Below are 12843 nucleotides of genomic sequence, written 5' to 3'. Positions count from 1 at the left end.
ATGTCGTTACAATAACTTAATATAATTCTATAAATTATTGAAAAGAGAATAAGCAATATAAATTTTAATCTGTTACTAAATATTTCTTGAAATTATCAACTGTCATTGCATATTGATCAGAAGTTGTAAAAATAGGGTGGGTAGAAAGTAAGATGTTTTTCTACCAACCCTAAATATTAAAATATGCTTTTTATATATTTACTAATTATTTTAACACCATGTAACAAAATATTTATACTTTGTGCCGACATTGAATTACATTTCCATAGTGAAAATTATACAACTCTCTTAAATTCATTCATCTATATGTTCTTTTTTTCTTATTATTCTGAAAATCAATTAAAAATGAAACAAATAATATTGGAAATACAAAAATAAAAAGTGCAGTGTATCTTGTATATCCTTGGACAACAGGACCAGCAATTAGTGTCAATAACATAATAAAAGTTGGTAATGATATATAAATAAATCGCTTCAATTTATATTTTATAGATATTCCCCAAAAAAGAAAAAGTACAATAATATAAGTTGACGGATTATCTAATAGACCCAAACCGGGAATTCTATCAAATATTTGAAAGACTTTAAGTTTAATTTCTTGTAATGTCCAGTGTGTTTTTGAAACCTTCAGATTATAATCTTCATATATTTGATTACGTCTAGGAATAGCCTCGCGATATCCTGCTGTTAAATGCGTAAAATACTCATTCTTTGTAAATAAAGTAAAGAGAGATACATTTTGGTCGATTGTTGCTTCAAAATAAGTAACTGGATGTTTAAAAAACTCGTCTATCCAAGTAAAAAAATATTCTTTTAATTCTTCTTTCGAAGCATTTTCATTATGATAATCTTTTACATTATTCGATAATTTTGGATTGTATCGTTCATCGATGTTGTCAATTTTTAATACTCTATCTATTTTTTTCTTTTCATCACTTGTCATTTCATCACCGTGATATTTAATATATCGTGCAGTCTGTTGAAAGGGTAATGACAAAGATTCTCTTCTCAAGCCATCTGTATTTGCATCATAAAGCTTTCCAAGTCCCGTATCTATCCCCTTAAATAGAACAACAGAAATAAGTAAAGCTAATACAAAATACTTATTTATAAATTTGCTCTTATTAAAGGCTAATAAGATAGCACTAATCACAATAAACAATATAATAACGTACAGTACATTTTTTCTAAACAACATACTGATAGTTGAACTCAATAAGACTCCAATAAACAGCCCTAACGTAAGTTTAGACGATTGATTAAAAAGAATGATGGCTAACAATAAATTTAAAAGGACAAACATACTAGCAAATATAATATCTTTTGATATCAATGGAATAAATGTAAGTACAACCGGAAGCAGTCCACACATTGGGATAAAAATCTTTTTCAAATTAATTTTATCGAAAGAGATAGTTGCCCACGTTATAACTGCACCAAACGAAAAAGCTAAAGAAAGGGATTGAACCAATACATAGATAAACAAACCTAAATTACCGGATCCTATAAATTTTCCAATATTGAAACAATAATTTAGTAATAGAGTAGAAGATATAGGATGATCTGTTCGTAATGGATCATATCCATTGTATTGCATAATTTGAGTGACCCCATCATATATGAGTACACCTGGATAATCTATAATTAGAAAAGGAAGCCAAAGAAAAAAAACGATAAAAGTATTTTTCAAAATATCTTTTTTCCAATTTTTCTTTTTAATCTCTAAAGACATTATAATATTTTCGTCTTTTGAGACTTTGCTAACTCTAATTAATAGTACTTCTAATATCCTTTGAACAGTATTAAATAAAATGTACCAACTTACAAAAGTCAAAAATGTTTTAATAAACTGAGATGTACTCGATACTAATAAATAGAAATATGAAGTTTGATTTACTGGTAGTGTTAAATCTAATGCGTACTTAAAAAGTATCATCATACTGAAGAAAGTAGAGATCAAATGTTGTATTATAGTTAGTCTTTTTGTAGTAAGATGAGCTGTCCAAGTAAGCAAGAAAAATAGACCTACAAACATAAAAATATAAGTGATCGGTATGCCACTTATATGAGCCGAGATGTCATATAAAAAATAATAAATTCTCTGCAGTATTCTATTATCAATTTGGTCATAAATCATAGTATTTACTTTAAGCACTGTTAGCCTATTATCTAAGAAAACAGTTAATAATAGTGCCTTTAAAAAATTAACAACTACTATTTTCTTATCTTGGTTAATAAAGTTTTTGCTAAACATTTATCAGAAATACCCCCAAGATAATTACACTTATTCCTATGATTTGAATAGTTGAAATACTTTCCCCTAGTATTAGAGATGATGCTATTAAAATTGCAACATTCGTCGCGGCAAGTCCCACAGGAACTATATAGCTAACCTCATTTTTTGAAATTATTATCATCCACAATAAAAAGCTAACAACATAGCATATTAAACCTAAGATACTTAAGAAAGAAAGGTTCAGACCAATCGCATGCTTGGTTACTTCAAAGGACACTTGATCCGAACCTAATTTGAAAAGAATTATCCCCATTGATGATAAAACTACATATAAAACGAACATCATATTATTTTCCCTCTTTTTCTTTCTTCATAATTGAAAGTTCTTGAATTAAAGTAATTATCTGTCTATTTTGTTTTGCAACAATAACACTTAGATTTAGTATTTGGTAGGCAAGAAATAAAACACTTGAAAAAATAATAAAATTAGATGGTACTTCAAAACCTAAAAAATTAGATATTTTAAACACAAATTTCGGAAAAAAAGCAGATAAACAGACTAAGCCTCCGACAAACAACCACTCAATCGCTGTAGATATAAAAAAGTTGCTGCTATTCACCTTTTTTATAATCGTCCAAATAATTAATAATGACACTAGTATTAAACAAAAATAAAAAAAATTCACTATAATTCCTCTTTTCCCTTTTTAAAAGACAATAATAAAATTGCTGAGCATACCTCTAACATATATTTAATAGACTTTACAGGAGTAATAGAAGATTCTCCCCCTGTTCTCTCAAACATATTTACCGGAATTTCACGAAATTTAAAGCCGTTTTTTAAAAGTAGAACCAATGATTCAGGCTCAGGGTATTTCACAGGATATGAGTCACTAAAATATTCAATAACATTTTTATCTGCCGCTCTATATCCAGAAGTTGTATCATAGAGTCTTTGTCCACTTACAATTTTTATTAAAATACTGATAATATTAATACCTAGTCTTCTAAGGCCAGTTGATTGAAAATTAGATTTTTCGCCTGGAACAAATCTTGAACCGATAGTGAAATTATTTTTTTCTTGTAGAATTGGAGAAATTAACGCTGGTAAGGAATTAATATCATGCTGACCATCCCCATCAAACTGAACTGCAATATCATAACTATGTAGTTTTGCATACTTATAGCCCGTTTGCACTGCTCCACCTATTCCCAAATTGCTAACCAAATGAATAACATTTTTCCCGGAATTTGTTAACAATTTCCCGGTTGAATCCGTAGACCCATCATTAATCACCACGTAATTAAGTTCAAAATTTTCATCATAAAAATTCTCAACTTGTTTAACTGTATCGATTATGCTCTCTTCTTCATTAAAAGCAGGAATAATTAGTAAGACTCTCTTTTTCACTTTTTTTACCCTCCGTTTTACACTTAGAAATTATTATATAACTTAGTTTCCCACTTTTCAATTTTATTTACGAGCACTCTTGAAAAATCAGTTAAAATATTAAATATACATTCGTACAATAATCCTCCTATATATCCCAACTTTTATATTATTTTAGAAAATATCTATTAAATGAGAGTATTCGAAATAGATTCAAAAAATAGATTATTTTTCCAAAATGTAATCATTCATAATAAAACCGTTACCTATTTCATCGTCTTTTGTAGCAACAATTTTAAAGCCCCGATGCTCATACACTGCAACGGAATGCGTGTTGTCACGATTTACGCGCAGTCGTTGTTTCAAGCCCAATTTTTCACTTAACTTATCGTACCAAGTAAAAATTTCACGCATCAACCCTTGCCCTCGAAATTCTTTTTTGATGTAGAGCTTACTAATATAGATTGCTGCATCCTTAATCTCATAGGCTGTGTAACCAATAATTTCATCCTCTTTTAATAGCGCAAAATAACGAGCACCTCGTTTTATTTCCGTTTCAATATTTTCTTTTGACTGATAATTGTGTAACATAAAATCCACTTGTTTTGCTCCAATAATTGGCGTAAACCACTCTTGCCAAATTTCAACAACGACTGGATACAAATCCTGAATATCTTTTTGTGTCTCAATTTTCCTTTTCTCCACTTCAACGCCTCCAAAATAAAAAATGTGATGAAAGTTTCCTTTCACCACATTTTAGACTACTTACTTCGCCTTTTCAAAAAGTTCATTGGCTTTATCCCAATTTACAACTTCCCAAAAAGCTGCAATATAATCTGGCCGTACATTTTTATATTTTAAGTAATAAGCATGTTCCCACACATCTAAACCGATAATTGGTGTTTTACCTTCCATTAATGGTGAATCTTGATTGGCCGTTGACATAATCGCTAATTTACCATTATCTACTACTAACCAAGCCCAACCAGATCCAAAACGACTTGTTGCAGCTGTCTTAAATTCATTTTTAAAATCTTCAAAAGAACCAAATGTTTCGTCAATGGCATCTTTTAGAGCGCCAGTTGGTGTACCACCAGCATTGGGTGCCATAATTTCCCAGAAGAATGTGTGGTTAGCATGTCCACCACCATTGTTTTGAACAGCAGTACGAATATCAGCCGGAATTTCATCCATATAAGTAATTAATTCTTCGACACTTTTTTCGGCCAATTCAGGATATTTCTCTAAAGCTGCATTTAAATTTGTCACATAAGTGTTGTGATGTTTATCATGGTGTAAGTGCATTGTTTCCACATCAATATAAGGTTCCAATGCATCATATGCGTAAGGTAATTCTGGTAAAGTATAAGCCATTTCTAAACTCCTCCTAAATGTTATTTACAATGTAAACACTATCAAATAAAAGTCAATTATTCAAAAAATATGCTTCAAATTAATTAATTTGAGCAACAATCAAACTTCCTTACCCTTTGGCTTAAAAATAAATAATTTACTAAAAATGTAGTTAGCAATGACGACTAAGACTTGGGTGAATAATTTTGCAAACAAATCACCTGTTTGTATGATATCAATGCAAATCATCATAAAAATCATATCTAGCCCGAAAGATAATAACCTATAAAGTACAAATTTGCTAAACTCTATAATTAATTCTTTAACGTTTTCTGATTTTGAATGAAATACCCAAACTTTATTAGTTATAAACGCAAATAAAATTGCAATTATATTTGCAATTATATTTGCAATTATATAATTTGTTTTTATCCACTCTCTAAAGATAAAATAAATGATTATATTTATTAACGTTGTTAGTCCTCCAAAAAACAAATAGATAGAAACTTCCCACAAATGTCTTTTTTCCAATTCACTTTTAAATTTAAAATAGTAATTCACACTATTACTCCTTTACTTTTCATCTCTTTTCCATCATACACAAATATCAGCTTTTCTTCTGCTAATTTTAAATATATTTAACCGATTCTCCTTGTAAAAGCCACAGACCTTCGATAGAATAGATTGAATACTTATAAAAGGAGTCCTGCTCTGAATGTTACACTTAATGAAAAGTTCATTTTTTCAATTTCGTCAATTACAAGAAGCAAAAAATCTTGCATTTGGTAAAGTAATTGGCTATATATTCATCTTGGGTGCTATTCTTACATTTCCTCTGGCCTATAAAGTTAGCAGTGTTTTTCACGATGTTCAAGGCGATAGCCAAAAAATAGCTGCTAAGCTACCTGATTTCACAATTGAAGAGAATCAGTTAAAACCAGCAGATGCGAACGAAAAAGGTTTTATTTATCAAACAAATTCCATTATTTTCACGTTTGATCCCGAAGGAAAACGAACAGCCAAGGATATTACAACGGATATGGTGGGAAATTTTCTAAGCATTGGTCTTTTAAAGGATAGTCTAGTTGTAGCGATGCCAAGTACTGGTGCAAGTTCTGCTCTACTTGGTGACAATCAAATAGTTATTCCTTATTCTGAAGCGTCGCTGGCTTCTTTATCCGGCAGTCATATCCGAAATTATTTACAAGATACCAAAGTTCCTTGGTGGATGTACCTGCTTGCCTTTTTCGTTTCGCTTTACCCTAGTGTGATTAACTTACTCGTGACTCTATTATTTGCAACACTCGGTGCAACTTTGCAAACAAAGATGCGACGGCTAAAATTAAGCAGCTTTGAAAATTTTAAAATCGTGGTTTTTGCTGCTACATTACCCGTAATCTTAACGGCACTAATTCATTTTGCAACGATGAACTTTGATGCAACGATGTTTGTCTTGATCGCAACTTTATTCATCTATAATCAAGTTATAAAGACTCTTCCCCGCGAAGAAAAAAAATGAATTACGTAGGCTCTTTTCAAGTTTGAAAAGAGCCTTTTTTTACTCCCTCTGCTACAATAAAAGTATCTTTTTAAGGGAGGAATTCCAATGTCGAAATTCATTTTATCCAGTCGTCCTTTTAAATCGGAATTTATTGATAAAATAAAAAAAATAGCACCACAATATGATTTTATTACCGAAGTTGCTACACCTATAGACTGGCAACAAGTCGAAATTACCATCGGTTGGCAAAAAAAATGGGATAAACTATTGTCACCTGATTCCAACTTAAAATGGGTACAAAGTATTTCCGCTGGAGTTGATTATCTCCCACTCTCAGATTTCAAAAAACAAGATATTCTATTAACTAATGCAAAAGGTATTCATAAAAAAGCAATTACTGCACATGTTTTAACAACAATTTTAATGCGCCTTAGAGGTTTTAACGAAGCAGCAGTTGGTCAGCGCAATAAAAAGTGGCAGCAGAATGTTTCTTATGGAAACTTAGAAGAACAAAAGATTCTAATTGTTGGCACTGGCCAGATTAGTCAAGAACTGGCCCGTACTTTAAATTTACTTGGTAATCAGCCCACCGGAGTTAACACGTCTGGTCATGACGCTAAAAATTTCACGCGTACACTCGCTATTTCAGAACTGAAAAATGTCGCCAAACAATTTGATTTTATTGTAAATATTCTTCCACTCACTGCTGAAACGTATCATCTATATGATACCGATTTTTTTAATCTGCTCAATCCTAATACTACGTTCATTAATGTCGGTAGAGGTGCCAGTGTAGATACGGATGCTTTAATTAAAGCCTTACAAGAAAAAATAATTGCTTATGCAGCATTAGATGTCTTTGAAGAAGAGCCACTTGCTTCTGATAGCCCACTGTGGGCGCTCGACAATATTTTAATTACCCCGCATATCGCCGGCATGGTACCTCATTTTCAGCAAAAATTCATGACGATTTTTTTGAAAAATCTTGAGTCGTTTATTACAACACAAACGGTAATAAAAAACCAAGTTGATTTGACAAAAGGTTACTAAAAATTAACTTGGCTGTATTCAATAATGAATCGTTATTAAACAGCAAAAAAATTTGGTGAAAAGCTAACAAACTGTCAGCCTTTCACCAAAAATTGATTTACTATTTATCTTCATCTGACTCCTTGATTAAATAATGGGGTCTTTTTTTGGTTTCCAAAAATATTTTGCCAATATATTTGCCGATAATTCCTAAACAAAGCAGTTGTAAGCCCCCCACAAACAGAAAAATGGAAACCATTGAAGGCCAACCACTGGTAGGATCGCCAAACAACAAGGCACGTGCAACAATAAAAATTAAAGCAATACCTGATCCAAAACAAGATAATGCCCCTACAAAAGAAGCAATATTTAACGGCAAATCAGAAAAATTCACGATACCATCAATAGAATACTTTAATAGTTGCCAAAAAGACCAAGACGTTTTACCAGCAACACGTTCTACATTTTCATAAGCAATATACTCAGTTTTAAAACCAACCCAACTAAAAATTCCTTTAGAAAAACGATTGTATTCGGTTATTTGTAAAACTGCATCTACCATTTGTCTTGTCATAAGCCGAAAATCACGGACACCAGGGACAAGTTCAGTTTCCCCAATTTTATTCATCAACCGATAAAATAGACCTGCAAAAAAACTTCGAATTTTTGGTTCACCTGCACGATTTTTCCTTCTAGTAGCTACACTATCTAAATTATGGGCTACCAATAAGTCATACATCTGCACCAATAACTGTGGCGGATCTTGCAAATCAGCATCCATTAGGGTCACATAGTCTCCTTTGGCATTTTGTAACCCCGCATAAATCGCGGCTTCTTTGCCAAAATTACGAGAAAAAGAAAAATAATGAATCTTACCATTACTTTTTGCTGACATGACTTTCATTAGCGTTAACGTCTTATCAGTAGAGCCATCATCAATTAAAATATACTCCACCTCTAATGGCAACACTTCTTCAATTTTTGTCATTTCAGAAAAAAAGTAAGGTAAACTTTTTTCTTCATTAAAACACGGTACAATAACAGACAAAAGCATTTGCTTAAACTCCTATAATTGTTTAGTCTTCTGTAAATAGATACTTGGGTTCATTTAATTTTTCATCCAAGTCTACTGTTAAATCATAACCTTTGAAAAACCATTCATCAGCTTCGTCTGCAAAAAATAAAATGCCTTCAACCGTTGTTTTTGCTATCGGATTTTCTGGTGTATCAACAGACATTCCAACTGAAAAACCTTCATGAACTTGTGTTTTACCATAAACTTTACCGTAGAAACGGACACCCATGTTCGCATCAACGGATAACTCTGTTTTAAACCATTTTGCAGCTTGTGGTGTTATTGTTATTTTCATTCGTATCCCTCACTAATCATTCATTTTTTCATCTAAAATATCTACATCATCTGTTTTTCCAATCACCAAGAGATTATCGTTTTTTAAAACGATTTCATCTGCGGTCGGTGAAACAACAACTTTACCATTGACGCGACGAATACCAACTACGGTTAAACCAAAATTTTGGCGGAAATTCAAATTGGCTAACGTCTTATCATAAAATTTCGGATTGGTCACGCGTATTTCTGCTAATGAATAATCGTCTGATAATTCAACATAATCTAAAATATTTTTAGAAACGAGATTATGAGCTATTCTTACTCCCATATCTCTTTCTGGATGCACAACGCGATCAGCACCAATTTTTTCTAATACGCGGGCGTGATATTCATTTTGCGCCTTAGCCAAAACATTGGGAACGCCCATTTCTTTTACCATTAATGTAACTAAAATGCTTGCTTGAATGTCTTCTCCAATTGCAACAATTACATGATCAAAATTGCGAATCCCTAAAGAACGTAATGTCATTTCATCTTGCGCATTTCCCACAACTGCGTGAGTAGCGATATTCATATATTCATTTACGCGATCTTCACTACTATCAATCGCTAATACCTCTTGACCCGATTCAATTAAAGTTCGGCAAATACTGCCGCCAAAACGCCCTAAACCAATAATGGCATAATTTTGTTTCATTTGTTTCTCCTTTATCCGCAAGATTTATTTAAAACAACCTTCTTAACTTATGTAGCTAGTATAACAAAGACCCCTTCGTTGTGCTATCGAAGAGGTTTTGTTTTATTTGGCTAGTCCATGTTTAAAAGCATAAATCGCCGCTTGTGTACGGTCTTCAACTTCTAATTTCGATAAAATATTTGAGACATGGGTTTTAACAGTTTTTAAAGTAATAAACAGTTCATCGGCTATCTCTTGATTACTTTTGCCTTGTGCAATCAATAATAAAATTTCTCTTTCCCGATTCGTTAAATCTTCATGTAAAATTGCAGTTTTATTTGTTAAACGATTCATCATCTTACTCGTAACTTCTGGTTCTAATATTCGTTCACCACGATATGTCGCGCGGATTGCATCCGCTATTTCATGAGCAGTAGAAGTTTTTAATAAATAGCCTGAAGCACCGGCTTCAATTGCAGGATAAACTTTTTCATCATCAATAAAACTGGTTACAATTAAGATTTTAGCTTCCGGCCAAGTTTTTAAAATCGCTTTGGTTGATTCAATACCATCCATAACATCCATTACTAGGTCCATTAAAATTACATCTGGTTTCAAAGCCAACGCCTTTTCATAACCAATTTGACCATTTTCCGCTTCATCCACAACTTCTATATCCTCTTGAATGGATAAATACGAAGACACGCCTAAACGGACCATCTCGTGATCATCTACAAGTAAAACTTTAATCACACCAACATCCTCCTTTAAAGAAATCCCTGACTATTAGGAAAAATTCCTAGACAATTGGAATTTTTATTTCTACACTAGTTCCCTGTCCTTTAAAACTAATAATTTTACATGTTCCACCAACACTAGCAACACGCTCTTTAATATTCATTAAACCATAACTCCCAGCATTTTGCTCACTTGTATCAAAACCCACACCATCATCTACTACTCGCAATAAAACATTTTGCCCAACTTTGTGCAAATAAACTTCCAATTCATCTGCTTTAGCATGGCGCAATGTGTTAGATAATAGTTCTTGAACAATCCGAAAAAGCTGATCTTCTATCGTTGTTGCTAAAGTTATCTCTTCTGCTTCCCATTTTAACTTGATTTTTATTTTGGACTGCAATTCATTTAAAAGTTGCTCAATGCCCTGTTTCAAACTTTTTCCTTCTAAGTTAACCGGACGCAAGTGTAACAATAGTGCGCGCATTTCAGACTGTGAAGCGTTAATAATATCAGATACCATTTGTAACTGCTTTTGTTGTAGCGTTGATAATTCCATTTTTTTAGCTTGTTCATTTAAAGCTGATAGCATCATCATGGCTGCAAATAGTTGCTGGGAAACAGAGTCATGCAGTTCGCGGGCTAAACGATGCCTCTCAATTTCTAAAATTTCTTCTTTTGTTTGTCCATCCATTAATTGTGGCCGACTATTTAATACTTGTAATTCGGTTGATAATTCATTTAACTTCTGACCAATTTGGGAAATATCCTGATCAATTGCAGTTAAATAATGATTTTCTTTAGAATGAGAAATTGGCTCACCCAATAATTCGGAATCGTAATTTCCTGCCACTAACAACCTTAATTTTTCCTCAACACCACCGTAAGAACTCTTGCGAAACAAAGAAATCAAAATATACGTAACAATACCAATCCCAACTGAAATTGCTAAAATATAAAATATTAAAGGCAAAAAGAAAATACGTGTCTGCAACGAAACCAGCCACCAATTTTTTACATTGTTGGCATGAAGATAAGAAAACAAAACTAAAATCAGGGTAATAAAAATTGCAATTCCGGTATATAATGCAATCATCCCTTTGGAAATTTTTGCCATCATACCCGAATCACCTCAACATCACCCATCAAAGTACTTGATAAGATTTTGATGCGACGCTCGCTCGTATCGTAGTCTTCGCTATACACCGTAATTTTTTCGCTGCGTAGTGGTGTTTGTTCACCGATAAAGGCCATATTTCCGATAAAGCCACTGTGTTCTAAGGCAATCCCGATCCCCACAGGTACTAAAATTCGCGTTCTGCCAAAGCCTTTTCGCACCATAATAATGTTATCTTTCTTTGGTAGAATCGTATTTCCCAAATCAATAATTGTATCCCCAGAAATCATATTAATATTAATATCATCCCACTCGAAAACCTGATTACCTATTCTTTCATTACCAAATAGATTTTGTCGTTCTTTTTTTGTCGGATGTAACCCAGGTGCCTCAGTCTCTACTATAATTATCTGTTTTTTCTTCCAAAAAGCATTTTTAGTCGGGTCTATTCCCGTTAACTCTACACCTTTTAAGCCAATAAACAAAACGCCAAAAACCAACATTAACCAAACGGCAGGATTATTTAACAAACTGATAAATACAGCTAAACACCCCACAACGAGACGAAAATTTGTTCTTTGTCCTCGTCTTTGGGCTCGACTGGCAAAGTACAAACAAAGGGTACCAAAAATAAGCAACATAAAAAGTGGTGGACTATTGAAAATCTGCCAAAGAGCATAAAGAAGCAGCAATGCCTCTACAACAAGAAAAAAACGCCAGGGGTTTTTCAACTTCTCCACCTCCTATCAATTATTTTATTCATAAAGAAATTCTCCTATTAATTTTATTAACCATCATTGCAACATTTCCATTTTATCATAACGAAAATCAGAATAAATAAAATCAGTCTAGAGAATGAAAAAAACTTCTGAAACAAAAGTTTCAGAAGTTTTTCCTTCATTAATTAAGCTTGGGCGACTTTTGTAATTTTTACTAACATATCGCCACCAGGAGTTTGAATTGTCACTTCTTCACCGACTTTTTTGCCAATCAAAGCTTGTGCAATTGGTGAATCGTTAGAAATTTTACCAGAAAAAGGATCTGATTCCGCGCTACCCACAATGGTATATTCTTCTTCATCACCATCTGGTTGTTCCACAAAAGTAACTTTTTTACCAAGTGAAACTTCATCATTATCGACGCCATCGTTATCGATAATCTGAGCAAAACGAATCATATTTTCTAAAGTCGTAATTCTGCCTTCCACAAATGCTTGTTCATCTTTAGCAGACTCATACTCAGAGTTTTCTGATAAGTCACCAAATCCACGTGCGATTTTAATACGCTCGATAATTTCGCCACGTTTTACTGTTTTCAACTCTTCTAATTCTTGTTCCAATTTTTCTTTACCTTCAACTGTCATTGGATAAACTTTTTCTACCATGGTAATTTCTCCTTCATTTTCAACTCTAAAATCGCAAATAGTAACCTTTTCGCGATTAATACCGAAAA

At 32.7% G+C, this 12843-nt stretch carries 16 protein-coding genes; 2 read left to right on the top strand and 14 right to left on the bottom strand.

The window, feature by feature from the left end:
• Window positions 1–298: 298 nt before the first annotated feature.
• The 7 genes from EsVE80_RS05020 to EsVE80_RS04990 all read right to left on the bottom strand — a co-directional run bounded on the left by EsVE80_RS05020 (window position 299) and on the right by EsVE80_RS04990 (window position 5540).
• Window positions 299–2254, bottom strand: coding sequence for a DUF6020 family protein (locus EsVE80_RS05020; protein WP_173102728.1), 1956 nt, complete (start codon window positions 2252–2254; stop codon window positions 299–301).
• Complete coding sequence (locus tag EsVE80_RS05015) at window positions 2247–2582, bottom strand: EamA family transporter (protein ID WP_173102727.1); 336 nt, start codon at window positions 2580–2582, stop codon at window positions 2247–2249. The genes EsVE80_RS05020 and EsVE80_RS05015 overlap by 8 nt, the downstream gene beginning before the upstream one ends.
• 1 nt (window position 2583) lies before the next feature.
• Window positions 2584–2922 carry a DUF2304 domain-containing protein gene (locus tag EsVE80_RS05010; RefSeq protein WP_173102726.1) on the bottom strand — a complete coding sequence of 113 codons (339 nt, stop codon included), beginning with the start codon at window positions 2920–2922 and terminating at the stop codon, window positions 2584–2586.
• Window positions 2922–3647: a glycosyltransferase family 2 protein gene (locus tag EsVE80_RS05005; protein ID WP_173102725.1), complete on the bottom strand. Its 726-nt coding sequence runs from the start codon at window positions 3645–3647 to the stop codon at window positions 2922–2924. Before EsVE80_RS05005 ends, EsVE80_RS05010 begins: the two co-directional genes overlap by 1 nt.
• Before the next feature lie 204 nt (window positions 3648–3851).
• A complete protein-coding gene (locus EsVE80_RS05000) occupies window positions 3852–4331 on the bottom strand; it encodes a GNAT family N-acetyltransferase (protein ID WP_173102724.1) in 480 nt (159 codons plus the stop codon).
• Window positions 4332–4391: 60 nt separating this feature from the next.
• Complete coding sequence (locus EsVE80_RS04995) at window positions 4392–5000, bottom strand: superoxide dismutase (RefSeq protein ID WP_173102723.1); 609 nt, start codon at window positions 4998–5000, stop codon at window positions 4392–4394.
• Window positions 5001–5099: 99 nt separating this feature from the next.
• On the bottom strand, window positions 5100–5540 hold the full coding sequence (locus EsVE80_RS04990; protein ID WP_173102722.1) for a GtrA family protein: 441 nt from the start codon (window positions 5538–5540) through the stop codon (window positions 5100–5102).
• Between the two features lie 154 nt (window positions 5541–5694).
• Here EsVE80_RS04990 and EsVE80_RS04985 point away from each other — a divergent pair, with 154 nt between their 5' ends.
• A complete protein-coding gene (locus EsVE80_RS04985) occupies window positions 5695–6498 on the top strand; it encodes a DUF1189 domain-containing protein (RefSeq protein WP_173102721.1) in 804 nt (267 codons plus the stop codon).
• A gap of 87 nt (window positions 6499–6585) precedes the next feature.
• Window positions 6586–7530 carry a phosphoglycerate dehydrogenase gene (locus EsVE80_RS04980; RefSeq protein ID WP_173102720.1) on the top strand — a complete coding sequence of 315 codons (945 nt, stop codon included), beginning with the start codon at window positions 6586–6588 and terminating at the stop codon, window positions 7528–7530.
• A 100-nt stretch (window positions 7531–7630) separates the two neighbouring features.
• Here the strand turns inward: EsVE80_RS04980 and EsVE80_RS04975 are convergent, their stop codons facing one another.
• The 7 genes from EsVE80_RS04975 to greA all read right to left on the bottom strand — a co-directional run bounded on the left by EsVE80_RS04975 (window position 7631) and on the right by greA (window position 12775).
• Entirely contained in the window at window positions 7631–8563 is a 933-nt protein-coding gene (locus tag EsVE80_RS04975; protein ID WP_173102719.1) for a glycosyltransferase family 2 protein, read from the bottom strand.
• Window positions 8564–8585: 22 nt separating this feature from the next.
• Window positions 8586–8879: a HesB/YadR/YfhF family protein gene (locus EsVE80_RS04970; protein ID WP_173102718.1), complete on the bottom strand. Its 294-nt coding sequence runs from the start codon at window positions 8877–8879 to the stop codon at window positions 8586–8588.
• A 12-nt stretch (window positions 8880–8891) separates the two neighbouring features.
• Window positions 8892–9557, bottom strand: coding sequence for a potassium channel family protein (locus EsVE80_RS04965; protein ID WP_173102717.1), 666 nt, complete (start codon window positions 9555–9557; stop codon window positions 8892–8894).
• 102 nt (window positions 9558–9659) lie between these two features.
• Window positions 9660–10289, bottom strand: a complete 630-nt coding sequence (locus EsVE80_RS04960; protein ID WP_173102716.1) for a response regulator transcription factor — start codon at window positions 10287–10289, stop codon at window positions 9660–9662.
• A 46-nt stretch (window positions 10290–10335) separates the two neighbouring features.
• Window positions 10336–11394, bottom strand: coding sequence for a sensor histidine kinase (locus EsVE80_RS04955; protein ID WP_173102715.1), 1059 nt, complete (start codon window positions 11392–11394; stop codon window positions 10336–10338).
• On the bottom strand, window positions 11391–12122 hold the full coding sequence (gene liaF / locus EsVE80_RS04950; protein ID WP_173102714.1) for a cell wall-active antibiotics response protein LiaF: 732 nt from the start codon (window positions 12120–12122) through the stop codon (window positions 11391–11393). The genes EsVE80_RS04955 and liaF overlap by 4 nt, the downstream gene beginning before the upstream one ends.
• A gap of 173 nt (window positions 12123–12295) precedes the next feature.
• A complete protein-coding gene (gene greA / locus EsVE80_RS04945; RefSeq protein ID WP_173102713.1) occupies window positions 12296–12775 on the bottom strand; it encodes a transcription elongation factor GreA in 480 nt (159 codons plus the stop codon).
• Window positions 12776–12843 lie beyond the last annotated feature (68 nt).

Source organism: Enterococcus saigonensis, from assembly GCF_011397115.1.
GTDB lineage: Bacteria > Bacillota > Bacilli > Lactobacillales > Enterococcaceae > Enterococcus_C > Enterococcus_C saigonensis.
This window is presented reverse-complemented; position numbering and strand designations above follow the sequence as displayed.

Coding starts and splice junctions, on each gene's coding strand:
- EsVE80_RS05020 (WP_173102728.1), bottom strand. CDS start 2,254: ATGTTTAGCAAAAACTTTATTAACCAAGATAAGAAAATAGTAGTTGTT.
- EsVE80_RS05015 (WP_173102727.1), bottom strand. CDS start 2,582: ATGATGTTCGTTTTATATGTAGTTTTATCATCAATGGGGATAATTCTT.
- EsVE80_RS04995 (WP_173102723.1), bottom strand. CDS start 5,000: ATGGCTTATACTTTACCAGAATTACCTTACGCATATGATGCATTGGAA.
- EsVE80_RS04985 (WP_173102721.1), top strand. CDS start 5,695: ATGTTACACTTAATGAAAAGTTCATTTTTTCAATTTCGTCAATTACAA.
- EsVE80_RS04980 (WP_173102720.1), top strand. CDS start 6,586: ATGTCGAAATTCATTTTATCCAGTCGTCCTTTTAAATCGGAATTTATT.
- EsVE80_RS04975 (WP_173102719.1), bottom strand. CDS start 8,563: ATGCTTTTGTCTGTTATTGTACCGTGTTTTAATGAAGAAAAAAGTTTA.
- EsVE80_RS04970 (WP_173102718.1), bottom strand. CDS start 8,879: ATGAAAATAACAATAACACCACAAGCTGCAAAATGGTTTAAAACAGAG.
- EsVE80_RS04965 (WP_173102717.1), bottom strand. CDS start 9,557: ATGAAACAAAATTATGCCATTATTGGTTTAGGGCGTTTTGGCGGCAGT.
- EsVE80_RS04955 (WP_173102715.1), bottom strand. CDS start 11,394: ATGATGGCAAAAATTTCCAAAGGGATGATTGCATTATATACCGGAATT.
- greA (WP_173102713.1), bottom strand. CDS start 12,775: ATGGTAGAAAAAGTTTATCCAATGACAGTTGAAGGTAAAGAAAAATTG.